The organism is Rhodoferax sediminis, assembly GCF_006970865.1.
Lineage (GTDB): Bacteria > Pseudomonadota > Gammaproteobacteria > Burkholderiales > Burkholderiaceae_C > Rhodoferax_A > Rhodoferax_A sediminis.
Genome location: NZ_CP035503.1, coordinates 3,491,830 through 3,516,935 on the forward strand (window position 1 = coordinate 3,491,830; position 25,106 = coordinate 3,516,935).

Annotated in this window: 21 protein-coding genes, 1 tRNA gene and 2 pseudogenes; 11 read left to right on the forward strand and 13 right to left on the reverse strand. The window is 61.7% G+C overall.

Annotated features, from left to right (window positions below; all coding sequences use genetic code 11):
• The first annotated feature begins 5 nt into the window (after positions 1–5).
• Positions 6–677 carry a retropepsin-like aspartic protease family protein gene (locus EUB48_RS16890; RefSeq protein WP_168226779.1) on the forward strand — a complete coding sequence of 224 codons (672 nt, stop codon included), beginning with the start codon at positions 6–8 and terminating at the stop codon, positions 675–677.
• A gap of 1 nt (position 678) precedes the next feature.
• Here EUB48_RS16890 and plsY read toward each other — a convergent pair whose 3' ends face one another.
• Together plsY and EUB48_RS16900 are read right to left on the reverse strand one after the other, a co-directional pair.
• Positions 679–1,299, reverse strand: coding sequence for a glycerol-3-phosphate 1-O-acyltransferase PlsY (gene plsY, locus EUB48_RS16895; RefSeq protein ID WP_142821375.1), 621 nt, complete (start codon positions 1,297–1,299; stop codon positions 679–681).
• 30 nt (positions 1,300–1,329) lie between these two features.
• On the reverse strand, positions 1,330–1,821 hold the full coding sequence (locus EUB48_RS16900; RefSeq protein ID WP_142820209.1) for an aminoacyl-tRNA deacylase: 492 nt from the start codon (positions 1,819–1,821) through the stop codon (positions 1,330–1,332).
• Between the two features lie 265 nt (positions 1,822–2,086).
• On the opposite strand from EUB48_RS16900, the gene EUB48_RS16905 reads away from it, so the two are divergent.
• Positions 2,087–2,752, forward strand: a complete 666-nt coding sequence (locus EUB48_RS16905; protein WP_142820210.1) for a YiaD family glycine zipper/OmpA-like lipoprotein — start codon at positions 2,087–2,089, stop codon at positions 2,750–2,752.
• Between the two features lie 39 nt (positions 2,753–2,791).
• On the opposite strand, the gene EUB48_RS16910 is transcribed toward EUB48_RS16905, so the two are convergent.
• The gene (locus EUB48_RS16910) at positions 2,792–4,600 is read right to left on the reverse strand and encodes an acetate--CoA ligase (protein WP_142821377.1); all 1,809 of its coding nucleotides are present in this window, start codon (positions 4,598–4,600) and stop codon (positions 2,792–2,794) included.
• Between the two features lie 115 nt (positions 4,601–4,715).
• On the opposite strand from EUB48_RS16910, the gene EUB48_RS16915 reads away from it, so the two are divergent.
• The 5 genes from EUB48_RS16915 (at position 4,716) to EUB48_RS16935 (ending at position 10,686) form a co-directional block, all read left to right on the forward strand.
• The gene (locus tag EUB48_RS16915) at positions 4,716–5,657 is read left to right on the forward strand and encodes an alpha/beta fold hydrolase (protein ID WP_142820211.1); all 942 of its coding nucleotides are present in this window, start codon (positions 4,716–4,718) and stop codon (positions 5,655–5,657) included.
• A 37-nt stretch (positions 5,658–5,694) separates the two neighbouring features.
• Positions 5,695–6,799 (forward strand): peptide chain release factor 2 gene (gene prfB / locus EUB48_RS16920; protein ID WP_142820212.1). Its coding sequence is split into 2 segments (ribosomal slippage): positions 5,695–5,775 and positions 5,777–6,799, totalling 1,104 coding nucleotides; the frame shifts between segments, so codons are not numbered across the junction.
• A 57-nt stretch (positions 6,800–6,856) separates the two neighbouring features.
• Positions 6,857–9,562 carry an aminopeptidase N gene (pepN, locus tag EUB48_RS16925; RefSeq protein WP_142820213.1) on the forward strand — a complete coding sequence of 902 codons (2,706 nt, stop codon included), beginning with the start codon at positions 6,857–6,859 and terminating at the stop codon, positions 9,560–9,562.
• Between the two features lie 23 nt (positions 9,563–9,585).
• Complete coding sequence (locus EUB48_RS16930; RefSeq protein ID WP_142820214.1) at positions 9,586–10,593, forward strand: class 1 fructose-bisphosphatase; 1,008 nt, start codon at positions 9,586–9,588, stop codon at positions 10,591–10,593.
• Between the two features lie 17 nt (positions 10,594–10,610).
• Positions 10,611–10,686, forward strand: a tRNA-Thr gene (locus EUB48_RS16935).
• Between the two features lie 153 nt (positions 10,687–10,839).
• On the opposite strand, the gene EUB48_RS16940 is transcribed toward EUB48_RS16935, so the two are convergent.
• The 10 genes and pseudogenes from EUB48_RS16940 to EUB48_RS16985 all read right to left on the reverse strand — a co-directional run bounded on the left by EUB48_RS16940 (position 10,840) and on the right by EUB48_RS16985 (position 19,186).
• The gene (locus tag EUB48_RS16940) at positions 10,840–11,532 is read right to left on the reverse strand and encodes an AbiV family abortive infection protein (RefSeq protein WP_142820215.1); all 693 of its coding nucleotides are present in this window, start codon (positions 11,530–11,532) and stop codon (positions 10,840–10,842) included.
• A 112-nt stretch (positions 11,533–11,644) separates the two neighbouring features.
• Positions 11,645–11,971 (reverse strand): annotated as a pseudogene (locus EUB48_RS16945) (tyrosine-type recombinase/integrase); the annotation flags it as partial.
• 51 nt (positions 11,972–12,022) lie between these two features.
• A pseudogene (locus EUB48_RS16950) lies at positions 12,023–12,334 on the reverse strand (UvrD-helicase domain-containing protein); the annotation flags it as partial.
• A 66-nt stretch (positions 12,335–12,400) separates the two neighbouring features.
• Positions 12,401–13,828, reverse strand: coding sequence for an amidase (locus EUB48_RS16955; RefSeq protein WP_142820216.1), 1,428 nt, complete (start codon positions 13,826–13,828; stop codon positions 12,401–12,403).
• Positions 13,818–14,048: a hypothetical protein gene (locus EUB48_RS16960; protein WP_142820217.1), complete on the reverse strand. Its 231-nt coding sequence runs from the start codon at positions 14,046–14,048 to the stop codon at positions 13,818–13,820. The genes EUB48_RS16955 and EUB48_RS16960 overlap by 11 nt, the downstream gene beginning before the upstream one ends.
• 252 nt (positions 14,049–14,300) lie before the next feature.
• The gene (locus tag EUB48_RS16965; protein WP_210411652.1) at positions 14,301–15,071 is read right to left on the reverse strand and encodes an ABC transporter ATP-binding protein; all 771 of its coding nucleotides are present in this window, start codon (positions 15,069–15,071) and stop codon (positions 14,301–14,303) included.
• Positions 15,052–15,837 (reverse strand): ABC transporter ATP-binding protein, encoded by a 786-nt coding sequence (locus EUB48_RS16970; RefSeq protein ID WP_142821382.1) that lies wholly within the window; start codon positions 15,835–15,837, stop codon positions 15,052–15,054. Before EUB48_RS16970 ends, EUB48_RS16965 begins: the two co-directional genes overlap by 20 nt.
• Positions 15,830–16,915 carry a branched-chain amino acid ABC transporter permease gene (locus tag EUB48_RS16975; protein ID WP_142820218.1) on the reverse strand — a complete coding sequence of 362 codons (1,086 nt, stop codon included), beginning with the start codon at positions 16,913–16,915 and terminating at the stop codon, positions 15,830–15,832. The genes EUB48_RS16970 and EUB48_RS16975 overlap by 8 nt, the downstream gene beginning before the upstream one ends.
• The gene (locus tag EUB48_RS16980; protein ID WP_142820219.1) at positions 16,912–17,793 is read right to left on the reverse strand and encodes a branched-chain amino acid ABC transporter permease; all 882 of its coding nucleotides are present in this window, start codon (positions 17,791–17,793) and stop codon (positions 16,912–16,914) included. The genes EUB48_RS16975 and EUB48_RS16980 overlap by 4 nt, the downstream gene beginning before the upstream one ends.
• A gap of 52 nt (positions 17,794–17,845) precedes the next feature.
• The gene (locus EUB48_RS16985) at positions 17,846–19,186 is read right to left on the reverse strand and encodes an amino acid ABC transporter substrate-binding protein (protein WP_142820220.1); all 1,341 of its coding nucleotides are present in this window, start codon (positions 19,184–19,186) and stop codon (positions 17,846–17,848) included.
• A 1,441-nt stretch (positions 19,187–20,627) separates the two neighbouring features.
• On the opposite strand from EUB48_RS16985, the gene EUB48_RS16990 reads away from it, so the two are divergent.
• From EUB48_RS16990 to EUB48_RS17005, 4 genes are all read left to right on the forward strand, one after another.
• Positions 20,628–21,131 (forward strand): MaoC family dehydratase, encoded by a 504-nt coding sequence (locus EUB48_RS16990; RefSeq protein ID WP_142820221.1) that lies wholly within the window; start codon positions 20,628–20,630, stop codon positions 21,129–21,131.
• A 155-nt stretch (positions 21,132–21,286) separates the two neighbouring features.
• A complete protein-coding gene (locus tag EUB48_RS16995; protein ID WP_244618251.1) occupies positions 21,287–22,726 on the forward strand; it encodes an MmgE/PrpD family protein in 1,440 nt (479 codons plus the stop codon).
• Between the two features lie 38 nt (positions 22,727–22,764).
• Positions 22,765–23,919 carry an acyl-CoA dehydrogenase family protein gene (locus tag EUB48_RS17000; protein ID WP_244618252.1) on the forward strand — a complete coding sequence of 385 codons (1,155 nt, stop codon included), beginning with the start codon at positions 22,765–22,767 and terminating at the stop codon, positions 23,917–23,919.
• Complete coding sequence (locus EUB48_RS17005) at positions 23,916–25,106, forward strand: CaiB/BaiF CoA transferase family protein (protein WP_142820223.1); 1,191 nt, start codon at positions 23,916–23,918, stop codon at positions 25,104–25,106. Before EUB48_RS17000 ends, EUB48_RS17005 begins: the two co-directional genes overlap by 4 nt.

The window sequence follows — 25,106 nt, forward strand, 5'->3', positions numbered from 1 at the left end:
AAAAGATGAGGCCGCGGGTGGCTCTTGCGGCGACCCTGCAGCTCGCTCTAGGGCTCGCGCTGTCGCTCCTCGCGGGTGCGGCCCAGGCTCAATCGGTGGCGCTGTCGGGCATGCTCGGCCACAAGGCTTTGCTGATGGTGGGCAACAGCGCACCGCACAGCGTGGCGCCGGGCGACACCTACCAGGGGGTCAAGGTGATCTCGACGGCGGGCGATCAGGCCGTGGTCGAGATTGACGGCCAGCGCCGTACCCTGCGCGTCGGCGACGCGCCGGCCCGCTTCGCCGGCGATGGCGGCAGCCCGGCCAGTGGCGGCAAGATCACGATTGCGGCCGGCAGCGACGGTCATTTCACGGCGCCGGGCAGCATCAACGGCCGAGCCGTGCAGTTCCTGGTGGACACCGGTGCCAGCGTGATCGGCATGAGCGTGTCGGAGGCCGAGCGGGTCGGCCTGAACTACAAGGCTGGCCAGCCGGTGCGCATGGGCACCGCCAACGGGGTCACGCAAGGCTGGCGCGTGCGGCTCGATTCCGTGCGCGTGGGCGATGTGGAAGTCTCCGGCGTGGACGCCGTCGTCATGCCCCAGCCCATGACTTACGTGCTGCTGGGCAATAGCTTTTTGACGCGCTTTCAGATGCAGCGCGACAACGACATGATGACACTGCAGCGCCGTTACTGAGCTATTTCTTGGCGCCGAGCCGCGATTCCTTGCCCTGGATCAGCCGAGCGATGTTTTCGCGGTGCCGCCACGCCAGCAGCATGGCCATGACAAAAATGGCCATCGAAATAGCCGGGTCGGTGTACCAGGCCACCCCGTTGGCCAGCAGGTAATACACCGGCGCAAACGCCGCCGCGATCAGTGAGGCCAGCGACGAGTAGCGAAAGAAAAACGCAATGATCAGCCAGGTGGCGACCGTGGCCAGACCCAGAATCCAGTTGATGCCGAGCAGCACGCCCAGCGCCGTGGCCACGCCCTTGCCGCCCTCGAACTTAAAGAACACCGGCCACAGATGCCCCGCGAAGGCGGCCAGCCCCACCAGCGCGACTGTGCCGTCCCCCAACCCATAAGGCTGGCCGAACCAGCGCACCAGCATCACCGGCAGCCAGCCCTTGACGGCGTCGAGCACCAGCGTGGCCACGGCGGCCGCCTTGCTGCCGGAGCGCAGCACATTGGTAGCACCCGGGTTCTTGCTACCGTAGCTGCGCGGGTCTTTCAAACCCATGACGCGGCTGACGATCACGGCAAAGCTGAGCGAGCCGATCAGGTAGGCGGCCACGGCGGCGAGCAGGGGGTAAATCATTTCCAAGAGAAGTCTCCTCCAGACAGCCCGCTATTCTGCCAGTGCGCAATGCACGGGCTGCGCGCCCAGCAACTGCACGCAGACCTGCGGCGCCAGTTGCACCAGGTAGCCGCGGCGCCCGCCGTTGATCGCGATCACCGGCAGCGCCAGGATGCTCTCTTCGATGTACACCGGCATCTGCCGGCGCGTGCCGAACGGCGAGGTGCCGCCGACCAGGTAGCCGCTGTGCCGGTTCGCTACCTCGGGCTTGCACGGCTCGACCGACTTGGCACCGATCTGGCGCGCCAGGTTCTTGGTCGAGACCTTGCGGTTGCCGTGCATCAGCACCACCAGCGGCCTGGCGTCCTGGTCCTGCATGATCAGCGTCTTGACCACGCTATAGGGGTCCAGGCCCAGCACCTCGGCGCTGTGCAGCGCACCGCCGTGCTCTAGGTACTCGTACGGATGCTCGGTGAACGCCACCTTGCTGGCGCGCAGTAGGGCAGTCGCAGGGGTCTCGCTGACGTGTCCCCTGCGGCTCATTGGGCGAATCCGGGGTTTCCCGGCGGCTCGCTCGATCCCGGTTGAATCTTGTTCATGAAAAGCTCGGTAGAAGTCCGCCGGACCCAGGGGCCGGCGATCGCATGGCGGCATGCCCTCGCCAGTCTAAAGGCTGCTCCCTGCGCCCGCGCCCGACGCAGCGGCAGCGAAATTCGCGGCGCCGTCTTACACATCGACACAGCTCCATACGCTATGCTTATTTTGGTTTGAATAACTCTTCCCTTTTTCTTTTTCAAGGAGATTCCCCATGAAATCAGTCCTCACATCTCTCGCCTGCGCTGCCCTGGTGCTGGGCGGACTCTCCGGCTGCGCCGACATGAGCGCCACCCAGAAAGGCACGGCGCAGGGCGCCGGCATCGGCGCGCTGGCCGGCGCAGTGCTGGGCGCTGCCGTCAATGGAGAAAGAGGGGCGATCGCCGGCGCGGCGATTGGCGGCGCGGCGGGCGCCGGCGGCGGCTATCTGTGGTCCAAGAAAATGCAGGATCAAAAGCAGGCCATGGAAAAAGCCACGGCCGGCACCGGCATCGCGGTCAGCCAGACGGCCGACAACCGGCTCAAGCTGGCCATTCCCAGCGATGTCTCGTTCGACGTGGGCCGCTCGGCCATCAAGAGCAACTTTGCAACGGTGCTGAACCAGTTCGCCACCAGTCTGAACCAGAACCCGGTGACGACCATCACCATCGTCGGCTACACCGACAGCACCGGCTCGGACGCCATCAACAACCCGCTGTCGGTCGACCGCGCCGACAGCACGCGCGACTACCTGGTCGGCCGCGGCGTGGCGCGCACCCGCTTCATCACCGATGGCCGCGGCTCGCGCGACCCGGTCGCCGACAACAGCACCGCGGCCGGCCGCGCCGCGAACCGGCGTGTGGAAATCTTTGTTGCGGAGCCGGCACAGGCCTCCAAGTAGTCATCCGCGAACCGCGAGAGTCTGGCCGCCGCCTGGCGGTCAGCTCGCCGCCTTGAAGCGCTCTTCTTCCTGCAGGCGCAGCACGCGGCGCTGCACCTTGCCGGTGGTGGTCATCGGCAGCGCGTCGATGAACTCGATCTCCTTGGGGTATTCGTAGGGCGCCAGCTTGCCTTTGACGTGGGCCTGCAGTTCGGCCACGAGTTTGGCATCAAAGTCGCCCGCAGCCCCGACGAAACGTGCTCGTGCAGCTACAAAATCGGGAGCGAGCACAACATAGGCCTTGACCAGCGCGCCGCGATCGCGGTCCGGCTTGGGAACGGCGGCGGCATTTGCCACGGCCGGGTGCTTGACCAGGCAGTTCTCGATCTCGCCGGGCCCGATACGGTAGCCCGCGGCCTTGAACACGTCGTCGGCCCTGCCCTCGTACCAGAGGTAGCCATCCGCGTCGCGGGTCGCAAGGTCGCCAGTGCGGCACCAGTCGCCGCTGAACTTGGCGCGCGTGGCCTGCGGGTTCTTCCAGTAACCCAAAAAGAAAATCGGGTCCGGGTCGCCATGCACGTCGAAGCGGTTCAAGGCCACGTCGCCCGGCACGCCGACCGGGCATTCGTTGCCTTCCTCGTCGATCACCGCCACGCGGTGGCCCGGATAGCCCTTGCCCATGCTGCCAGGCTTGGCCGGCCAACCGACTCCGTTCGACGGATAGCCGTTCATGGCACAGTTGCCGACGATGTAGTTGATCTCGGTCTGGCCGAACATTTCGTTCACCGTCACGCCGAGCTGGCGGCGGCAGTAGTCGAACACCGCATCGCCCACGGCCTCGCCGGCGCTCATGATGGCCTGTAGCTTGAGCTTGAACTGTGCCTGCGGCCGCGGGTAGGCCTTCATCATGGCTTTCAGCGCGGTCGGGAACAAAAAGGTGTGCGTCACGCCGTATTTCTGCATCAGCGTGAAGGCCGTCTCGGGACTGAAGCGGCCGTTGTAGGCGACGATCTCGCGGCCGAAGTACAGCGTGGGCAGCAGCGCATCCATCAGGCCGCCGGTCCACGCCCAGTCTGCCGGAGACCAAAAAACGCTTTGCGTTTTTGGCTCCGGCAGACTGGGCTTTGCCCCTTTTGTGCTCGCCCCCACCCCAGTCCTCCCCCGCACGGGGGAGGGAGATTTTGCTGCGGCCTGCGGGTCGAAACCAAACCAGTTCTGGCTGCAGACAAAGCCGCTGAGGTTGCCGATCAGCCCGCGATGCGCGATCAGCGCGCCCTTGGGCTGGCCGGTGGTGCCGCTGGTGTAGATCAGCACGGCGGGGTCGTCGGCCAGTGTGGCCACCGGCACATATTCGGCGCACTGCTGCGCCAGCGCGCTGGCATAGTCCACGTCGGCCGCCACGGCGCCCTCCCCGACACCGATGATCGTGCGCAGCAGCAGGCAGCTCGCGCGCACCGAGGCGAGCGCGGCGCTGGCGCCGGCGTCGCAAATCGCGGCCACGGCCTCGCTGTCGTGCAGGCGGTATTCGAGCGCCTCGGGACCGAACAGCATGGACAGCGGCATCGCCACCGCGCCGAGCTGCAACACGGCCATATAGGCCACCGCGGTCTCGAAGCGCTGCGGCATCACGATGGCGACGCGGTCGCCACGCGCCACGCCCAGTGCTGCCAGCACGTTGGACAGGCGGTTGGCCGCCTGCTGCAGCTCAAAATAGGTATGAAAAGTGGCCGCAGCCCCCGTCCCCTCTGCACGGATAGCTACTCTTCTTGTAGCGCCTGGCTTGCCCTGATCAAGCGCCGCCCAGCGCGCGCAACAGGCCTCGGCGATATTGAAGTGCTGCGGTACCTGCCAGCGGAACTGGCTGTGCATGGCCTCGTAGTGGTCCGCGCCCACCGGGCCGGAGCCGGGCTTGTGCAGTGGTTGGCGGGACCGTTTGTCCCTGTGTTGACTGACGCTCACGGTGTGTCTCCTTATGATTGCCCGAATGTACCAAGTCAAAAGAATCTCGCGCAGCGAGTTTGTCCCGATCCGCAACCTGAGCTACCACGTGCGCCTGTGGGGCGAGCCCACGCCCGGCGTGGCGCCGCTGGTGCTGGTGCACGGCTGGATGGACGTGGCGGCGTCCTACCAGTTCGTGGTGGATGCGTTTTCCGAAGCGTTTGCGCAGGGCCGCTGCATCATCGCGCCCGACTGGCGCGGTTTCGGCCTGACGCGCTGGCAATCGCCGGACGGGCAAAGCGGCGCCGGCGCGCCCGACAACTACTGGTTTGCCGACTACCTGGCCGACCTCGATTTTTTGCTGGACCACTACGCGCCCGGTCAAGCCGTCGACCTGCTCGGCCACAGCCTGGGCGGCAACGTGGTGATGCACTACGCGGGCGTGCGGCCCGAGCGCATTCGCCGCCTGATCAACCTCGAAGGCTTCGGCGTGCCCGCCACCCGGCCCTCGCAAGCGCCCGGGCGTTACGCCAAGTGGATGGACGAGCTCAAACGCCTGCACCGGGGCGAGATGGCGCTCAAGGCCTATCCCGAGGCCGGCGGCGTGGCACGCCGCCTCATGAAAACCAACCCGCGCCTGGGCCAGGACAAGGCCGACTGGCTGGCGCAGCACTGGGCCGTCCCCAACGCGCAGGGGCAGTGGGAGATCCTCGGCGATGCGGCCCACAAGATCCCCAACGCCCAGCTCAATCGGGTGGACGAAGTGCTGGCGCTGTACGCGCGCATCACGGCACCGACCCTGGCCATCGAAGCCTCTGACGACTCCCTGAGCGGGTGGTGGGGCGGCAAGTTCACGCTGGCCGAATTCCACGAACGGCTGAAGGCCGTGCCGCACCTGACGACCGGCGTGATCCAGGATGCCGGCCACATGCTGCACCACGACCAGCCCGAGCAACTGGCCCGATTGATCGAGGATTTCGTCGCGTGAGAAAATAGCCAGTTAGCCATCGACCAGGACACACCCCATGGAAGCAGAACGCATCAATCAAATCGACGCCCAACTCACCGACCTGTCCGCCCGGACCGAGGATTTACGGAGGTATCTTTGACTTCGATGCCAAATCCGAACGCCTGAGAACCGTCAACGCCTCGCTCGAAGACCCCACCGTCTGGAACGACCCCAAGCGCGCCCAGGAGCTGGGCCGCGAAAAGAAGGCGCTCGACTCGGTGGTGCTGACCATCACCAACCTCACGCGCGAACTGGCCGACAACGCCGAGCTGTTCGAGATGAGCAAGGAAGAAGGCGACGAAGCCGGCCTGCAGACCATCGCAACAGAGACCTCCAAGCTGGCGACAGACATCGAGCAGCTTGAATTCCGCCGCATGTTCAATAACCCGGCGGATCCGCTGAACGCCTTCCTGGACATCCAGGCCGGCGCCGGCGGCACCGAGGCCTGCGACTGGGCCAGCATGCTGCTGCGCCAATACCTGAAGTACGCCGAACGCAAGGGTTTCAAGACTCAGATCGAGGACGAGACGCCCGGCGACACGGCCGGCATCAAGGGCGCCACGATCAAGATCGAAGGCGAGTACGCGTTTGGCCTGTTGCGCACCGAGACCGGCGTGCACCGCCTGGTGCGCAAGTCGCCGTTCGACTCCTCGGGCGGGCGCCATACTAGCTTTGCCAGCGTGTTCGTCTACCCGGAGGTGGACGACTCGATCGAGATCGACATCAACCCGTCCGACGTACGGGTGGACACCTTCCGCGCCAGCGGCGCCGGCGGCCAGCACATCAACAAGACTGACTCGGCCGTGCGCCTGACGCACATCCCGACCGGCATCGTGGTGCAGTGCCAGGACGGTCGCAGCCAGCACAGCAACCGCGACGTGGCCTGGAAGCGGCTGCGCTCGCGCCTGTACGACTTCGAGCTGCGCAAGCAGCAGGAAGCGCAGCAAAAGCTGGAAGACACCAAGACCGACGTCGGCTGGGGCCACCAGATCCGCTCCTACGTGCTGGACAACAGCCGCATCAAGGACCTGCGCACCAACGTCGAAGTCTCGGCCACGCAGAAGGTGCTGGACGGCGATCTGGACGTGTTCATCGAGGCCTCCCTGAAACAGGGCGTGTAATGACGACCGTGTGCACCGGTACCGAACGATTTGACCCGAACTTTTTAGGAACTCTCCATGTATCGTGAAGGACAGGCCACCGCCATCCAGCGTGCCGACTACAGCGCACCCGCCTACTGGATCGACACCGTCGATCTGTGTTTTGACCTGGACCCGGCCAAGACGCGTGTGCTAAACAGGATGTTCTTGCGCCGCAACCCCGAGGTGCCGGCGCAGCCGCTCAAACTCGACGGCGACGAGCTCAACCTGGCGCGCGTGCTGGTGAACGGACAAGGCACGTCGTTCAAGATCGAGGGCACGCAACTGGTGCTGGACAACCTGCCCGATGCTTTCGAGCTGGAAATTTTCACCACCTGCTGCCCGGCGAAGAACACCAAGCTGATGGGCCTGTACGTCAGCAACGACTCGTTCTTCACGCAGTGCGAGGCCGAGGGCTTTCGCCGCATCACCTACTTTCTGGACCGCCCTGACGTGATGGCCAGCTACAGCGTGACCTTGCGCGCCGACAAGGCAAAGTATCCGGTGCTGCTGTCCAACGGCAACCTGGTCGCGCACGGCCCGCTCGAAGACGGCCGGCATTTCGCGAAGTGGGTCGATCCGCACCGCAAGCCCTGCTACCTGTTCGCGCTGGTCGCGGGCCAGCTGGTGGCACGCGAGCAGCGCATCCTGTCCCGCGCCGGCAAGGAGCATCTGCTGCAGGTCTACGTGCGGGCCGGCGACCTCGACAAGACCGAGCACGCGATGAATTCGCTGATGCACGCCGTGGCCTGGGACGAGGCGCGCTTTGGCTTGGCGCTGGACCTGGAGCGCTTCATGATCGTCGCCACCAGCGACTTCAACATGGGCGCGATGGAGAACAAGGGCCTGAACATCTTCAACACCAAGTACGTGCTGGCGAACCAGGCCACCGCGACCGACACCGATTATTCGAACATCGAATCGGTGGTCGGCCATGAGTACTTCCACAACTGGACCGGCGACCGCGTGACCTGCCGCGACTGGTTCCAGCTCAGCCTGAAGGAAGGCCTCACGGTGTTCCGCGACCAGGAGTTCAGCCAGGACCTGGCTGGCGAGGCTTCCGCGCGCGCCGTCAAGCGCATCGAGGACGTGCGCCTGCTGCGCACCGCGCAGTTCCCCGAGGACGCGGGCCCGATGGCGCACCCAGTGCGGCCCGACAGCTACATCGAGATCAACAACTTCTACACCGTCACGGTCTACGAAAAGGGCGCCGAGGTCGTACGCATGATGCAGACCCTGGTGGGCCGCGCGGGCTTTGCCAGGGGCCTGACGCTGTACTTCGAGCGCCACGACGGCCACGCCGTGACCTGCGACGACTTCGCGCAGGCCATTGCCGACGCGAATCCCGGCTCGGCACTGGCCACGCTGCTGCCCCAGTTCAAGCGCTGGTACAGCCAGGCCGGCACGCCGCGCCTGCACGCCAGCGGCACGTACGACGCGCAGGCCCGCACCTACACGCTGGCCGTCTCGCAAAGCTGCCCGCCGACACCGGGCCAGCCGCCCAAGGAACCCTTCGTGATTCCCATGGGTGTCGGCCTGCTGGGCCAGGACGGCCAGGAACTGCCGCTGCAACTGGCCGGCGAAGCCGCCCCGGTGCCCGGCCAGCGCACGCTGGTCATCACGCAGGCCACCGAGACGCTGACGTTTGTGGGCGTCGATGCCGAGCCCGTGCCGTCCATCCTGCGCGGCTTCACGGCACCGGTGGTGCTGGAGTTTGACTACAGCGACGCGCAGCTGCTCACACTGTTGGCGCACGACAGTGATCCGTTCAACCGCTGGGAGGCGGGCCAGCGGCTGGCGCTGCGCCGCGCTATCAAGTCAATAGCTGCTACCGCTTATCCGGCGGGGGCTACGGCACTGGATGATGCTTATATTGAAGCCATGCGCAGCGTGCTGCGCCATCCCCTGCTTGACGCCGCGTTCAAGGAACTGGTGCTGACCCTGCCCTCCGAGACCTACATCGCCGAGCAGCTCGACGTGGTGGATCCGCAGCGCATTCACGCGGTGCGCGAGGCCATGCGCGCGCAGCTGGCACACGCGCTGGCCGACGACTGGCAGTGGGCCTACGAGACGCATCGCGACAGCGGCGCCTACCGGCCCGATCCGGTGTCGTCCGGCCGGCGTGCCCTGGCCGGCATGGCGCTGGCGAATCTGTGCCTGGTGGCGCAAGGCAGCGGCCCTTCGGCAAGCTCAGGACAGGCTTCGGTCTGGCCCGGCAAGGCCTACCAGCGCTTCAAGGATGCCGGCAACATGACCGACCGCCTCAATGCGCTCAGCGCCCTGGTCTCCAGCGGCCATGCGCTGGCCGCGCAGGCCCTGCCGCGCTTCCACGCCCTGTTCAAGGACGACGCGCTGGTGCTCGACAAATGGTTTGCGCTGCAGGCCGGCGCGCCAGACCGCGACGGCAACGTGCTGCCGGCCGTGCGCCAGCTCATGAAGCACCCCGACTTCACCCTGCGCAACCCGAACCGCGCGCGCAGCCTGATCTTCAGCTACTGCAGCGCCAACCCGGGCGGCTTTCACCGCGCGGACGCGGCTGGCTACGTGTTCTGGAGCGAGCGCGTGATGGAGCTCGACGGCTTCAACCCGCAGGTGGCCGCACGGCTGGCGCGCGCGCTGGACCGCTGGACCAAGCTGGCCGAACCCTACCGCAGCGCGGCCCGGGAGGCGATTGTGCGGGTTGCCGCCAAGCCCGATCTGAGTAACGATGTGCGCGAAGTCGTTTCGCGTGCGCTGGCCGATTGATATTGGCAGCCCAAGGAGTTCACATGTCCACCAAAATCTCCCTGACCCGCTACCTCGTTGAACAGCAACGGGTCGACGGACTCATCCCCTCGCAGCTGCGCCTGCTGCTCGAGGTCGTGGCGCGCGCCTGCAAGGGCATCAGCCAGGCCGTCAACAAGGGCGCGCTCGGCGGCGTGCTCGGCACGGCGGGCACCGAGAACGTGCAGGGCGAGGTGCAGAAAAAGCTCGACATCATCGCCAACGAGGTGCTGATCGAGGCCAATGAATGGGGCGGCCACCTGGCGGCCATGGCCTCGGAAGAAATGGACACCATCTACGTGGTGCCCAACCGTTATCCGCAGGGCGAATACCTGCTGCTGTTCGACCCGCTCGACGGCTCCAGCAACATCGACGTGAACGTTAGCATCGGCACGATTTTCAGCGTGCTCAAAAAACCCGAAGGCCTGGCGGGCGTGACGGAAGCCGACTTTCTGCAGCCCGGTGCCCGGCAGGTTGCGGCCGGCTACTGCGTCTACGGCCCGCAAACCACGCTGGTGCTGACCGTGGGCGACGGCGTGGCCATGTTCACGCTGGACCGCGAGCAGGGCTCGTTCGTGCTCACGCAGGAGAACGTGCGCATTCCCCAGGACACGCAGGAGTTCGCCATCAACATGAGCAACATGCGGCACTGGGACGCGCCCGTGAAGCGCTACATCGACGAGTGCCTGCAAGGCGTCACGGGCCCGCGCGGCAAGGACTTCAACATGCGCTGGATTGCCAGCATGGTGGCCGACGTGCACCGCATCCTCACGCGCGGCGGCATTTTCATGTACCCATGGGACCAGCGCGAACCGAACAAGCCCGGCAAGCTGCGCCTGATGTACGAGGCCAACCCCATGAGCTGGCTGGTCGAGCAGGCCGGCGGCGCCGCCACCAACGGCCGCCAGCGCATCCTGGACATCACGCCCACCAAGCTGCACGAGCGCGTCAGCGTGATGCTGGGCTCCAGAAACGAAGTGCAGCGCGTGACCAGCTACCACGCCACGCTATAATCGTGGGTTAAAAAAACGCCGGTGTAGCTCAGTTGGTAGAGCAGCTCATTCGTAATGAGAAGGTCGGGTGTTCGATTCATCTCTCCGGCACCACTCTTAAAAGCCCCTGGCTGTCATGGTCAGGGGCTTTTTCATGTAACCAACGCGTACCCCTAGCTGTAATCGTATCCGGAGCGTCCTACTTACTCAAGCAATTAACGTTCGACTTAAGCGGCCTGCCGAAGGCAGGTCCGCTTGAAGGAAGGGTTAGACCTCTGGGAATGGCACGCCTTCATTGATGAAGCGCTCCATTTCGTTGATTCCGCCTGGACGAAGGCCAACGCCTTGCATTGCGGAGTACCAGCTTGCCAAAGCCCTCTTCATTGCAGCCAGGTCGTCCTTGGGCGCAGCGCCGACATGCCGTATCCAAAGCTCGATTTCTTCGACTGTAGTCTCGCGCTTGCCAACGAGAAGCTTGGCGATCTGGACAAGACCGCGAGCAAGTTTTTCGTCGACCACATCGATGGGAACTGACCAATGACCATTTCCAAGACAATCCGTGTAGAACCCGAGCTGTTTGACTTGGTCAAGAACAAAGGGATGCTCGGCATCGTCTTCAAAGAGAGGGCGCAGATCCTCGAGCTTCCGGGCACCATTCATTGCAAGAGCAGGGAGTTGCCACTGAGCGTTCTTGCGAGTGTGGGATCGATAGCTCTTCCAGGCGTCAGCGACTTCTTCCTTGCAGGTGGCAGTCGCGAGTTGACGCAGGATAGACACCTTGCCAGACTCTTCAATTGATAGAGCTGCAAGGGAAGCTGCAGTCGGACAACGGCCAGCGGCAAGTAGAGCCTGAGCGTCTTCCACCAGACGGAAGGCGTTTGCGTTGGCGACGTTCATTCCGGCGGCGATCGCAGCGGCGGATAGCGGCCCTCGATACGCGTTCAGCTTCTTTGAAAACATGGAGAGGTCTAACGCGATGTATAGAGCAAATACTGCTCCATAACTCGGGACTTGGTGAATAACGTGGCGTCGATCCTTCGCGCCAGCGCATTGTCACGTAACGATTTTATGATCATTTCGCATCCCGCCCAGCTTGATAAATTGCCTGAACAACTCCGCAGCCCTGCATCAGGGTATCGAGCCGACTCGCCGCAAATTGCAGCCCTTCCGGCGCAACATGAGCATACCGCTCTACCATGGATTGCGTCTTCCAGCCGCCCAAGCGGCGCTGTAGTTCATGCGTCGGCGTGCCTGCCTCCCTATGCCAGGTTGCAAAGGTATGCCGCAAGTCATGCCAGCGGAAATCGAATATGCCGGCACGTTGCAGCGCGTTGCGCCACGCCTTGGTATTGACCTGCACCACAGGCTTGCCCTCGTAGGTAAAAACATGGGTTGGGTGGGCACGCCATTCGACCTCGACGCGCGTCCACGCGCTGGTGATGCTTTGCCAATCGTCGCCCACCGCAAAAAGGTATCGTCCAGGTCTGTTCACAAGGGCACGGGCCATCCTGGCGCGGGCGCGGCTTGCGTCCTGAAATTCATCGACCATCACCAACTCAAAGGGGCTGCTCCAGCGACCCGCCTCCAAGTGGTCCGTCGCCAAATTCAGCATGTCCTCGAAGTCAATGACGCCCTCTGCGGTCAGCTTTTGCTCCCAGGCTTGCCGGATGGCGACAAACAGCGACAAGAAGATCTCATGCCCGAATCGGAACTTGCCTGTTGCTTCTTCCTGTAGCCGAAGCGCACTTGGGCGTTCACGCACTAAACTTGGGACGGAAGCCCGATCCTACCGCCAGCCGACGCCCTTTTACTCAGCAGTTCGCGGTGGTCACAGGGCAGGATGTTGGTGATGCCAGTGAGTCTGCTGTTGAAACTGGTGCCCGAGGCGCAGCAGTGTGCTCTCTCCGAACGGCCGACCGACGAGCTGAATGCCATTTGGTAGCCCGTTCGCGGTGAATCCGGCGGGCAATGCCAGTGCGGGCAATCCGAGATAGTTGATGCCGCGTGTCCAGTAGGAGAAATTACCGAAACGCGCTTCGATGTCTCTTTCGCTGCCGGTAGTCGTTTCTTCGATGGTGGGCACAGCACACGGCAACGTCGGCAATAGAAGGGCGTCCGCGCCCGCCAGATGCTCGGCTAAAAAGCGCGCCTGATACTGAGCGCGCAGGCGTAAGGCATCCACATAACGGGTCGCCGGGTACAACAAGCCGCGCTGGATGCGGCGTCGAACTTGGGTGCCGTAAGCTTCGGGACAGCCGGTCAGCCATTTGCCATGGATCGATGCCACTTCGACTCCGAGCACGAGCGATGCAAGAGCCGCAGCTTCGGCAATATTGGGTAGGGCAACACGCCGCAGGGTCACACCAGCGCTGGCGAGGTCGTTCGCCACTTGCTCCACCAAAGCGCGCACCTCATCGGTCAGCGGCGCATCGGCCGGAAACTGCGGCACCACAACCACGTCGGCTCGAGTTAGAGGTCGATCCAGTCCTACTTCGTAATCGTGCCACCGAGTCGCCACGCAAGCCGCGTCTTGCGCATCTGGGCCAGACACTACACTCAGCAGGCGGGCGCAGTCACGTGCAGTCTGTGCAAGAAAGCCAACGCAATCCAGACTTGGGGACAACGGCATCACGCCGTACGTCGATACTGCATATTGAGTGGGCTTGATGCCCGTGACACCGCACGCCGCTGCTGGAAGTCGCACCGAACCGCCGGTATCCGATCCCAACGCGCCAAACACAAGACGCGCGGCCACCGCAGCACCGCTACCGCTGGAAGAACCGCCAGTCACATGCTCCTGAGACCACGGATTTCGTCCATGACCCAGGTGCGCATTGAATCCAGTTGGACTCATGGCGAACTCTGCCATGTGCAAAGCGCCGAGGTCCACAGCCCCTGCGTTCGCCAGTCGTTGAATGACTGTGGCTGTATGGTCCGGCCGAAATCCGCTGAGGATCCGGCTGCCACATTCCGCTAGCTCGCCCTCCTGGAAGAACATGTCCTTGTGGGCCAGCGGCACGCCATGCAGAGGGCCACACTGAGCGCCCTCATGTCTTTCCTTATCGAGTTTGGCCGCCTGTCCTAAGGCCTGCTCACGCCTCGTGCGAACGAACCCACTGAAGCCGGTCACAGCCCCTTCGACCTGGGCCAAACAGGCGCTCGCAAGCGCGTGCGCCGATACATTCCGGCTGAGCATCTCCGCCGCCTCGCAGAGCGATACCGCACTCGGCAGCGATGCTGTGATGTCAGCGCCCATCGGCTTGCTCCATGCGGCGCATTGCACTTAGGAAGGCGTCCGGCGCTTGCCACGTAAGCTCGCGTGCCGCTTGCGATACGGCCTGGGTGACTTTCAAAGCACCTGCAACGAGGTCGGAGGCATCATCCGGCGCCAGCGGCGCAGCGCCGAAACTCGCCACCCAACGCTGTGCGGCATCCACCAAGTCAGAGCTGTCGCCATGTTGATTCACTGCATCCATCAGATTCTCCTGTTAGAAAGCATCCCCATGTCATCGTCACCGTGCCTTTCCCTTGGCAAACAACGCGCCACCCATGGCGTCGACGTTCGATTTAGGCCCAATAGTCAACGAGAGCCTCGCCTATCAGATTCGCCCGGCGTCGACCTTTACCCGGCCATCATCGCTGTCGTTACCGGGCATCCACGACAGCCAACGCGATTCACTCGGGCGCTTTGCGGGCAGGAACGGCTGCTAGACCGCGTACCCTAGATATCATCCTCCCAGGAAAGAACGGCGCACCTCGTCATCTCCCAGAAGTGCCAACCCCGTACCGGTGTGGCTAACCACCCCTCGCTGGATCACGTAGCCCCGGTCGGCTAGTTCCAATGCCGAACGGGCATTCTGCTCGATTAGCAGGAAGGTGATGCCGGCTACCGTTCGGAGCTCGCGCAACTTCTCGAACATATTCTTCGTCAAGATCGGGGACAAGCCGACGGAAGGCTCATCCATAAGAATCATGCGTGGATTGAGCATGAGCGAGCGACCGACCTCAAGCGCTCGTCGTTCACCGCCGGAAAGGGTCCCCGCGTACTGACCCCGCCGTTCCGCCAGCCGCGGGAACAGGTCCAATATCTCGTTGATCCGTCTCTTCACTCGTGCTTTGTCCCGAACGAGATACATTCCGAGTTCAAGGTTCTCGTAAACACTCATTGATGGGAAAATCGTCGAAAGCTGGGGAACCATCGCGATTCCGGCTCGCAACAAGTCTTGCGGCTGCATCGATGTGACGTTCTGGTGCTCAAACGACACTTCGCCGAGGCGAACCTTGATCAAGCCGTAAATCGCCTTAAATACCGTCGACTTGCCAGAGCCGTTTGGCCCCACGATAGCGACAATCTCGCCGCGGCGGACCTCCAGGTCGACTCCGTGCAAGATGTCGAAACCTCCGTAGCCAGCGACGACGCCCTTGAGGGCTAGCATGACTTCGCCCGCAAGCATTGTGGAGGTGTCGGAAGGATTCACTTCAAGCGCCGAGGTAAGCAACGATGACCTCCTCATTGTGTTGGATCTGTTCTGGCGACCCGTCGGCTAGGAGTCGTCCATCGTTGAGCACCACGATTCGATCCGCGATCGAGAAGATGAAGCCGATATTGTGTTCAACAACGATGAAAGCAACTCGTTCTTCCTGGTTCAGGACCTTGACGTAATGTTTTAAGGACTCGATCAGGGTGGGGTTCACCCCGGAGGTGGCCTCGTCCAGCATGACAAGACGCGGCCTGGACATCATGGCCATTACGAGCTCGAGAAGCCGCATCTGCCCCCCAGAGAGGTTGCCGGCATACTCATGGATCAGCTGAGGGAAGCCCATAAGTTCGATGAGGTCCGCCGCGCGCTGACGAGTAGCAATATCTGCAGGGCGCAGCATGTCGCGCAGACCGACCCCCTTCCACTGCCGCCCCATCAAGGCGTTTTCCCATACGGAGAGTTCCGGGAATATCCTGACGTTCTGAAAGGTCCGTCCTATGCCGTTTCGTGCGACTTGCATGGCCCGCAGCCGCGTCACATCGGTTCCATCGAAGACGATTCTCCCCGCGTCCAATAAGATGTCTCGAGATAGACAGCCAAGAAGGGTGGACTTACCTGAGCCATTGGGGCCGACTAGGCCAACGATCTCGCCGACGGCAACGTCAAAGTTCACGCCTTGAACGGCGCGGATCCCGCCGAAGCTCTTTGTGATGCCCTGTGCGGAGAGCAAGGACGGTTGGTTGCCTTTAGGCGCCGCCTCGCTAGATAAGGCCCGGTTAATCATTGGTTACGATCCTGACGGAGGCAGAGGCGCCGGCCGGATGAGATATGTCGACATGCGACGAGCCCCTGTGGCGCAGACGCCTGATTAGCCGCCCCAATACCGTCCGGTCCCCACGCTGGATGGTGCCGACAATGCCCTCGGGCATGAACAGCACAAGCACGATCAAGAACACGCCGAACACCACCAGAAAAGAACTACCCTGGTTAGCCCAAAGTGTGTCTCGCACGAGGAGGAATACAACGGAACCTATGACCGGCCCCCAGACCGTTCCCAAGCCGCCAAGCGTAGCCATGATCGCGACATTTATGAGAAAACTGTCCCGAAACATGATCCCGGGATCAATGAATGTCACCTCGTACGCCCAGCAAGCTCCGACTGACCCTGTAATGGCAGCCGAGAGGCAAAAGACAGTCAATTTGAGTACCGTGGTGTTGACACCTCTCGCTTCTGCGCCGTATTCGTCATCCTTGATCGCCAATAGAGAGAGGCCGAATTGGGAGCGTCGAAGCCACCATGCGAACGACACTACCAGGACTGCCCCGACAAAGAAGAGGTAATAGAAGAACACCCGATCTACTTCCGATGGCAGGATAAGTCCTTGAGCTCCGGCGGTCAGGGGCTTGGCAATCAGGACTAGTTCTCGAGCGGCCAAGAACAGGCCAAGCATAGCGATTGAGAAATACACACCACGTAGTCGCAACAAAGGGTAGCCTACGAGAAGCGCCAAAGCTGCCGAGAAGACGGCTGCAATCGGTACGGTCGGTGCAAATGGAAGTCCGAGTTTTGCTACAAGAATTCCCGTTACGTAACCGCCTACTCCAAAGAATACTCCGTGTCCGAAGTCGACATAGCCCGTGAAACCCGAAATGAAGTTCCAGCTAGACGACAGGATGATCCACATGAAGATGGTGCTCATTGTAAGGAGCACGCTGTCATTGACACCAAGGAACGGAACCACACTCAGTCCCACAACGCCCGCAAGCGCTAGAGCCAACAACCGATAGCGGCTGAAGCCCCTAGCACTGCGCTCTACGCGTTCGATATCGGTCGAGCTCAAAGTGGTGACTGGATCGATCATGCGGTCACCCCACGCAACTGGAAAATACCTTTCGGACGGGCAGCCAAAACGACGACGACAAGAATGAAAGCAGCAGCCGTCCCAAGGCCAGTTCCGACATTAGGCACATAACCACTGAGTGCCGACTCGATGAGACCGACAAACATTGCGGCAGCCAGGGTTCCAGCGATCCGGCCGCGGCCACCAAGGATCACGATCACAAAGGCCTTCAGGGTAAACAAGGGGCCCGAGAACGGGTAAAAACCCTGGGTAACGCTAAACAGGGCTCCAGCAGCGACTGCAGTAGCAGTGCCCACACCAAACGCGGCACAATAGATTCGTGTGACGTCAATTCCAACAATGCGCGCAGCCTCGCGATTTTCCGCGGTCGCTCGCATTGCCTTGCCAGCCTTGGTGCGATTGAGGAATAGTGCAAGCAGACCGAGCAGGACAATGGCGGCGATCAGCATGACAACCTTGGCCACAGAGACTCGGTAACCGAAAAGCGCGAGCACCGAGTCCGAATAGGAGGCAGTAGTGATCCGGGGAGTAGTAGTGAACACCAGTGTCAAGACGCCTTGGATCAAGGCGGCCAGTCCAAATGTGATCAACAGCGGCATCAGCTCCGGCCTTTCGAGCACGGGGATGATGAGCAAGCGCGACACAACCCAGCCGACTGCGAATCCCACGACGATCAGGATGGGCAACGCCATGAGAACATCAATACCTAGATATCGTTGGGCCATCCATGCTAGATATGCACCTATAACGAGGAATTCTCCATGCGCAAGATTGATGACGCGCATGATCCCGAAGATCATCGACAGTCCCTGGGCCATCAAGGCGTAGAACCCCCCGAGGATGACACCGTCAATAACAACTTGGATGAATATATGCAAAGCTTGTCTCCGGCCGCGCTGCGGTTTGTCGCAATTTAGTGATCAAATTGCCTCAGCGGGCGTTCCACGCCTTTAGCGGTCGGATTGGGGCCTCTGCGATGTCCAGAGGCGCGACCACGACCTGGTTGCCGTTCTCATCAAGTTGGATTGTCAGCATCTTTCGGTGGACGTTTGCACCGGCAAGGCCACTTGGGTCCCCTAGGCCTGTGTAGGCGATCGGCCCGTAGAACGTGTTCACCTTCATATCGATCAGTGCCTGACGCACTTTCTCCGTATCGACGCTACCAGCCTTCTCAATTGCCATCTGAAGTGACAGCCCTGCCGCAGAGGCACCCGCTGGAAGATAGGAGGGGTTCGAACCGTACTTCTTGACGTAGGCATTGAAGTAGTCCTTGGCAGTTCCAAAGTACTCGTCCTTGAGATTCGCGGTGGGGACCCACTGAGTCGGGGCCATTATCCCCTGCGCGGTGGCCGCGCCTAGTTGCTTAACGAAGGTGACTTCTGTGGGAGCCTGAATCATCAGAACATATGTCGGTGCCCAGCCGATGTCGCGCATAGTCCGCGTCGCAAGCAAGCCCATGAGGGTCGTCCCTGCTTCGACGAATACGTCCGGATGTTGCGCCTGCATCTGCCGCATCGCGCCAGTAATATCGGTTGCATCCGCGGGCACAGTCTGGATAGACACGACTTTTAGACCCATGGCCTCAGCTTGCTGGACCGTGGCTTTCTTGATGTCGGTCATGGGAGCATCATCTGAATGCATCACGGCTATGGTCTTCACACCCTTCGCCTTGAGTGCTTCGAGGCCGCTCGTGGTGTAACTGCTCGTCAAACTTAGGGGACTGAAAACGTACTGATTCTTGTGATCGAACACGCTATTGGCTGCTGCCGCCCCGGCAAACATGATTTTTTTGTACTTCGCAGCGATGGCGGACGTTGCGATTGTGAGGCCGGAAGAATACGGACCAAAGAGAAAATCGACCTTGTCCTCACTGATCAAACGCTGAATGAGTTTGATCGCGGTCTCGGGCTCTGACTGGTCGTCATAATATATAACTTGCACCTTGCGCTTGGTGCCTGCCACGTTGATGCCACCCCGCGCATTGACCTCGTCGACCCACATCTCATAGCCGCGTTTGGTTGATAGGCCCTCGATTGCGAACTTACCAGTGTCCGATACGGCAGCCCCAATTTTGATGGGGCCGCTTTCGGCGGCGTTCGCGGCCTTTCCATAGCCGCCAACAAGAAGCGAGCCGGCAAGGACGGCAGTGGTAGCGATACTCAAAAGTCGAATCATGATGTGGCCTTTCCGAGGAAGACTGAGGGAAACTGAAGGAGACGCATTGAAACTATTGATCTTTCCTAAAAGCACGACAACCCATCCGGCGGTCATGCCTTACGTCTCCAGGAACCTTGCTGGAGAATTCGGCCTTGGTGCAAGACCCGTCGTGCGGAGCGACCGCGTGCTGCCCGGATCCTGTAAGGGGTAACGGCTGCGCCGCGGCTGTTCTGTCGGTGGGTGTGGCACGGCAAATCGCGGTCACATGGAAGGTATTGCTCGATGACTGTGGCAGCGACGCTCCGAGAGCCGTGCCCGGATCGCATTTCTGCCTTCGTACGCGTCGGACCTGAATCCCGCGGTGGGCCTGTGAGCGTCGCTCAATCAACATGCGCGGGTCAACGACTACTCCGACTACGTGAGCCAACTGCCCACGACGGCACGCACCAAAACCAAAAGCGCGGAGAAACGCCTCTCGATCATCGCTGCTCGATGGCTGCCGACTACGCTGTGGTGATTTCATGACTCAGGAGAATCTCAATGGCGAGACTGAATAGACATGTTGAGGACGAGAAATGTTTTTGGATGGTCCGTAGCTTTGACATGTTCGAAGGACCGGTGAAAGGCCAGGTTAGCAAGCGAGGAGACGCAGATCGAGCAGATTCGGTCGAGGGTGGTCGTTTCCGCCATGTTGTTCTCATGCAATTGATGTAAAGATATTCGAATGTCCGGACATTATGTGGTTCCCCAAATGCCATGTCAATACTTACATTGCGCTTTTTAACTTGCTTGGTGTTTTCCCTTCCGTGGGCTTGAGGGCGCACGCTTGCCGATCCCCTCGGGTGGCGAACCATGAACCACGATACTTCTACCGCCTCCGCGGCAGAGTCGGGGATTTCCCCTAGCTTGGAGTGCCACGCGGTTCTCTAGTTGTTTCATGGCGGAAGCCAACGCTGCTTTTGACCCGGAAAACCTTTGCCAACATTTCGTTGGTACGCATCCCACTGATGACGGACAGTGATGCCGTCCAACCACGCAGGTTAGGCCGATACAGCTGACTGGCTGGCGATAAGGGTGGAGCGACTGCCTACCCCGCCAGCCAAGGACTCCAGCAAATCATTGCGCTCGTGCGCGGCAATTGGTGCGACGGCGAAGCGTCAAGTATCAGATCCGACTTCGCTAGCGTTACTTTGTCCTAAATGGATGGGCGGGTTCATTGATTTGGAGGGTGGACCATGCTCTAGCACGCTTGTGAGCGCGACGGACCGTTGAAGGCGCCACTTCGCGAGCTCGTTTGCCACGTATCGCCCCCCGCTGGCCCTAGGTCAGGCACGCCAAAGTACGCCTCCAACGTACCAGCCCCGAAGGCCTGGAGTCGGACAACCGTTTGCAGATGGGCCTCTTCCATGTCGATCACCATGCGAAAAACGATCGACCGAAAGCCACTATTCACACTCACACCTCGTCGAACGAAACGAAGCCTTGACAGGGCCATTTGACAAATAGATAATGTCCGGACATTCGAATGTATCAACCCCCATTCCAAGAAAACACCATGGACTCAACGACCGCCCCCGCACGCCACCGTTCAAGCCTCGGACGCTACTTTGAAGACTTCATCGTCGACGATGTCTACGAGCATTTCCCCGGCAGGACGATTACCGACACGGACAACATTCAGTTCTCCCTACTGACCATGAACAACCACCCGATGCACTGCGACCACGCTTTCGCCGCCAAGAGCGAGTTCGGCAAGCCGCTTGTGAACAGCGGACTCACGCTTGCGATCGTTCTCGGCATGACCGTCGCGGACGTGAGTGGTAAGGCCATCGCCAACTTGGGCTGGACCGACATTAAGCTCACCGCTCCCGTGCATCCTGGCGACACCATTTACGCGGAATCCGAGGTACTCGAGAAACGCGAATCGAAGTCGCGTCCGACGCAGGGCATTGTCACTGTCCGCACCATTGGTAAAAAGTCCGATGGCGTCGTTTTCATGTCCTTCGTACGCTCCGTTCTTATTCCCAAGCGCGGCCACGGAGTGCAGGACATAGCCTGAACCGATCCACTCCGGGGACGAACGGGCGATGCCGGGCTGCGATCGCACCACACCGGTCATAGACAACCAAACCGTACCCCCTACGCCACTCACGCTCATCGCCAATATCCCCGTCATCTCACTCATGCCCCTATAGGAACCGGAAAGGACTCGCTATGACCCAAATGTCAATCCACGCCGATACAGCATCGGAAGCGGCGGCGCAAAGCGCGACCATCGCCGCCACGCTCGCAGCCTTTGCCGAGGGCCTGCGCCCCGAGACGATTCCCACTTCCGTGGTCGACCGCGCGAAGTACCTTATTCTCGACGCCGTCGGCATCGCGCATGCGTCCACCCGCTACGAGTTCGCGCACCGCTCACTCTCTGCGGTCACCGAGCTGTCCGCCGGCGCCGGCGACACGCCGGTGATTGGACTGTCCGCCCGACTGCAGTTGCGCGACGCAATGCTTATAAACGGCATCCTTGTGCACGGCCTCGACTACGACGACACGCACGTTCAAGGGGTCATACACTCGACCGCCGCCTGCTTCCCCACCGCGCTAGGAGTGGCGGCACATGCCCAGCTCAGTGGGAGAGACCTTCTCACAGCCTACGTGGTGGGCATGGAGGCGGGAACGCGCCTTGCCTCAGTAGCCAAGGGCGGCTTCCACCAGATCGGATTCCATCCTACGGGCCTCGTGGGCGCCTTCTCGGCCACGCTCGTCGCAGGTCGTCTGTTCGGCCTCAACGCCCAGCAACTGTCCATGGCGCAGGGGATCGCTCTAAGCACCGGCGCGGGCAGCCTTGAGTTCCTCAACGATGGCGCATGGACCAAGCGCATGCACCCTGGTTGGGCTGCGGGTGTCGGCTTCACCGCCGCAACCCTGGCGCGCCACGGTTTTGTCGGCCCTACGCAAGTCTACGAGGGCCGCTTCGGGCTCTTCGCGAGCCATCTGGGCCAGTACGCCAAAGACATTGACCTTTCGCTCGCGACCGCAGGGTTAGGCGAGGTCTGGGAGACCGCCAAGGTCGCGGTGAAGCCAATCCCCGCGTGCCATTTCACGCACGCCTGCGCCGACGCAGCCGTCATCCTGCGCGACAAGTATGGCCTGACTGCCGCGGACATTCGCTCAGTGCGCGCGCTTGTGCCAAAGGAAGTCGTGAAGACTGTGTGCGAGCCCGTGGCCACCAAGAAACGCCCCCAGAACAGCTACGACGCGCAGTTCAGCATTCCCTACATCGTCGCTACGGCGCTCGCCCGCGGTAGCTTTGGCCTCGCCCACCTCGAGAGCGCGGCGCTCGGCGATGCCGAAGTGCTGGCCCTCGCGCAGCGAGTAGAGTCCGAGGTCGACCCAGACTCCCCGTTCCCTAAGTACTACTCCGGTGAGGTCATCGTCACCACGCACGACGGGCGCGAACTGCGTCATCGCGAGGAGATCAACCGCGGTGCCGCCGACCGCCCGCTGTCCGGCCCTGACATCGAGAAGAAGTTTATGGACAACATGCTGCTCGCCGGCTCTAGGAGCCGCGCCGAGCAGGTGCGCGACCTCGTCCTCAACATGGACCAGTGCCTGCATGCCCGTGACCTCGCCGAGGGCCTGGCTGCCCGCCGCTGAACCCCTCCGCCCCATATAACGCAATAGAGGAAATGCCCATGACGCCGGAACAACTAGAAAACGAACAGATGATCCTCGACTCGGTCGACAGATTTCTTGAGGCCGAGGTTCGCCCGCATGCGCACCGGCTTGAGGCCGCAGACCAGTACCCGCAAGAAATTGTGGACAGGATGAAGGAGTTGGGCCTGTTCGGCTGCATTATCGACCCCGAGTACGGCGGTTTCGGCCTGAGCACCACGACTTACGCGAAGATCATAGAGCGCATGGCAGCGGTGTGGATGAGCGTCTCAGGCATCCTGAACTCGCACCTTATCATGGCAACAGCTGTGCAACGACACGGGACGGATGCACAAAAACGGCACTACCTGCCAAAATTCGCCACCGGCGAGTTGCGCGGCGGCGTGGGCCTGACCGAGCCTGACGCGGGCACCGATCTTCAGGCAATCCGCACCGTGGCCGTGCGCGATGGAGACCACTATGTTGTAAACGGCGCGAAGACGTGGATCACCAACAGCATGTATGGCAACACCATCGCGCTGCTAGTGAAAACTGACCCGCACGCGCAACCGCGCCACAAGGGTATGAGCCTGTTCATTGCCGAAAAGGGGCCGGGTTTCAAGGTTGCGAGGAAGCTGGAGAAGCTGGGCTACCGAGGCATCGACACCTGCGAGCTTGTGTTCGAGGACTATCGAATCCCCGCTGACCGACTGATCGGCGGCGTCGAGGGCAAAGGCTTGCAGCAGGTGCTCAGCGGCCTCGAACTTGGACGCATCAACGTAGCAGCGCGTGGCGTGGGCGTGGCACGTGCGGCGCTGCAGGACGCTGTCGCATATTCACAGACGAGGAAGACTTTCGGAAAGCCCATTTGCGAGCATCAGGCCATCCAGCTCAAGCTCGGCGAAATGGCTACCCGGGTGGAAGCCTCGCGACTACTGGTGGAGTCGGCCGCTAGCGCTTATGACCGTGGCGATCGTTGCGACATGGAGGCTGGCATGGCCAAGTATTTCGCCACCGAATCGGCGATGGAAAACGCGCTTGAGTGCATGCGCATCCACGGCGGCTATGGCTACTCGAAAGAATACAACGTCGAGCGTTACTTCCGCGACGCGCCCCTGTTACTCATCGGCGAAGGCACCAATGAGATGCAGCGGATCATCATCGCCAAGCAACTGATCGAACGGAATCCATCATGAGCCTGCCACTTACCGGCGTTCGCATCATTGCTGTCGAGCAGTACGGTGCGGGCCCATTCGGCACGCAACACCTCGCGGACATGGGCGCTGAAATCATCAAGATCGAGAATCCGGCCGAGGGTGGGGACGTGGGTCGACTGGTCGGTCCGCACTACTTTGGTCCAGGCGATAGTCACTTCTTCGAGGCCTTTAATCGCAACAAGAAGAGCCTGACGCTCAATCTCAAGCACCCCGAGAGCCGGGCCGTGTTCATCGACCTAGTGAAAAGCGCCGACGCCACCTTTGATAATCTGCGCGGCGACCTCGCGGGCAAGCTAGGCCTGACCTACGCAGATCTTGGCGTGCACAATCCGCGCATCGTCTGTGGGCATCTCTCGGCCTACGGGCGAACCGGCCCGCGCGCCGCATGGCCTGGTTACGACTACCTCATGCAGGCCGAGGCTGGTTACCTTTCCGTCACTGGTGAACCCGACGGCCCGCCCGCACGTTTCGGGCTGTCCATCGTCGACTTGATGACCGGCGTCACGGCGGTGACGGGGCTGCTAGCTGGCATCATCGACGCGCGGGCCAATGGCAAAGGGCGCGACATTGACGTGAGCCTATTTGACGTTGCGCTCACCAACCTGAACTACGTGGCGGCCTGGTACCTCAACGACGGTGTGCAGGTCAAGCGCGAGCCGCGCTCGGCGCACCCTTCCCTTACACCCAGTCAACTTTACCGAACGCAGGACGGCTGGCTTTTCGTAATGTGTAACAAAGAGAAGTTCTGGCCCCTGCTCACAAAGGCGATTGGCAAACCCGAGTGGGCGACGCACCCCGACTATGCGAACTACAAGGCGCGCTTAACCAACCGCGAACAGCTCACGCGCGAGCTTGACGCGGTTCTGGGCACGGCAACCACCGTCCAATGGCTAGAGCGGCTGTCTGGCATTGTGCCGGTGGCCCCAGTCTACGACGTGGCCCAGGCCCTTGACAGTCCGTTTGTACGCGAGCAGGGCTGCATCATGGAAGCCCCGCACCCCGCGCGCGGGATGATACGGACACTCGCCGCGCCGATCCACTGCCCCGGCGAGACGGCGAAGATCGGCATAGCGCCGACGCTCGGAGAACACACGAGGGAGCTTCTGCGCGGGCTAGGTTACGATGAAGATCGAATCAATCATCTAGCCGAATCCGGAGCCCTCTGA

Excerpts from the sequence above, each read along its gene's own strand:
- EUB48_RS16955 (WP_142820216.1), bottom strand. The coding sequence starts at position 13,828 with ATGGGCGCTGACATCACAGCATCGCTGCCGAGTGCGGTATCGCTCTGC.
- EUB48_RS16940 (WP_142820215.1), bottom strand. The coding sequence starts at position 11,532 with ATGTTTTCAAAGAAGCTGAACGCGTATCGAGGGCCGCTATCCGCCGCT.
- EUB48_RS16900 (WP_142820209.1), bottom strand. The coding sequence starts at position 1,821 with ATGAGCCGCAGGGGACACGTCAGCGAGACCCCTGCGACTGCCCTACTG.
- EUB48_RS16915 (WP_142820211.1), top strand. The coding sequence starts at position 4,716 with ATGTACCAAGTCAAAAGAATCTCGCGCAGCGAGTTTGTCCCGATCCGC.
- EUB48_RS16990 (WP_142820221.1), top strand. The coding sequence starts at position 20,628 with ATGGACTCAACGACCGCCCCCGCACGCCACCGTTCAAGCCTCGGACGC.
- EUB48_RS16930 (WP_142820214.1), top strand. The coding sequence starts at position 9,586 with ATGTCCACCAAAATCTCCCTGACCCGCTACCTCGTTGAACAGCAACGG.
- EUB48_RS16970 (WP_142821382.1), bottom strand. The coding sequence starts at position 15,837 with ATGATTAACCGGGCCTTATCTAGCGAGGCGGCGCCTAAAGGCAACCAA.
- EUB48_RS16985 (WP_142820220.1), bottom strand. The coding sequence starts at position 19,186 with ATGACCGCCGGATGGGTTGTCGTGCTTTTAGGAAAGATCAATAGTTTC.
- EUB48_RS17000 (WP_244618252.1), top strand. The coding sequence starts at position 22,765 with ATGACGCCGGAACAACTAGAAAACGAACAGATGATCCTCGACTCGGTC.
- EUB48_RS16910 (WP_142821377.1), bottom strand. The coding sequence starts at position 4,600 with ATGCACAGCCAGTTCCGCTGGCAGGTACCGCAGCACTTCAATATCGCC.
- EUB48_RS17005 (WP_142820223.1), top strand. The coding sequence starts at position 23,916 with ATGAGCCTGCCACTTACCGGCGTTCGCATCATTGCTGTCGAGCAGTAC.
- EUB48_RS16890 (WP_168226779.1), top strand. The coding sequence starts at position 6 with ATGAGGCCGCGGGTGGCTCTTGCGGCGACCCTGCAGCTCGCTCTAGGG.
- EUB48_RS16995 (WP_244618251.1), top strand. The coding sequence starts at position 21,287 with ATGACCCAAATGTCAATCCACGCCGATACAGCATCGGAAGCGGCGGCG.
- EUB48_RS16905 (WP_142820210.1), top strand. The coding sequence starts at position 2,087 with ATGAAATCAGTCCTCACATCTCTCGCCTGCGCTGCCCTGGTGCTGGGC.
- EUB48_RS16960 (WP_142820217.1), bottom strand. The coding sequence starts at position 14,048 with ATGGATGCAGTGAATCAACATGGCGACAGCTCTGACTTGGTGGATGCC.
- EUB48_RS16975 (WP_142820218.1), bottom strand. The coding sequence starts at position 16,915 with ATGATCGATCCAGTCACCACTTTGAGCTCGACCGATATCGAACGCGTA.
- pepN (WP_142820213.1), top strand. The coding sequence starts at position 6,857 with ATGTATCGTGAAGGACAGGCCACCGCCATCCAGCGTGCCGACTACAGC.
- plsY (WP_142821375.1), bottom strand. The coding sequence starts at position 1,299 with ATGATTTACCCCCTGCTCGCCGCCGTGGCCGCCTACCTGATCGGCTCG.